General features: G+C 38.1%; 1 protein-coding gene. It reads right to left on the bottom strand.

The features are described from left to right. The coding region (locus CIK99_RS15990; RefSeq protein ID WP_371590833.1) for a nucleotidyltransferase domain-containing protein at window positions 1-85 on the bottom strand (85 nt) is incomplete at its 3' end. Window positions 86-472 lie beyond the last annotated feature (387 nt).

The raw sequence follows: 472 nt of genomic DNA, 5'->3' as shown, positions 1-472 counted from the left end.
TATGTATTCTTGTTTCTCTGCCTATAAGTGCATCGACACCCCAACCGCCGTCCAGAAACACCTTTACAGATGCTTCAGACAGCATTTCAAGAATCTCACATGCATCAAAATAAGTGACCATAAAATTTGGATTTATCTAACCTTAATTCCGCAACACTATAATTTAACTTTATTTATAAGTTCCTGAGCAACAATAAGTTGCCTAGGATTTTGCCGTGTCAGATTTTTCACTTATCTTAGTGTTGCAATTAGAAAACAAGCGAAAATCGTAACAAGGCGCTGCAAAGGTACAAATAAAATTCGAAAAACTCACACCTTTTGGAGGATTTTTTTCAATCATGGAGAAATTTTTTCAATCATGGAGAAATTTGACTCCATGCTTTCACCCGTTATCGACTCAACACTGGGTCAGAGATGCAGCAGTATCATCGGATATCAGTTCAGCGAGATAGTCCGTTCGCTGATGAGCGTT

This window comes from Prevotella sp. P5-92, assembly GCF_002251245.1.
Lineage (GTDB): Bacteria > Bacteroidota > Bacteroidia > Bacteroidales > Bacteroidaceae > Prevotella.
The sequence above is the reverse complement of the archived record's forward strand: the minus strand, read 5'-3'. Positions and strand labels throughout refer to the sequence as shown.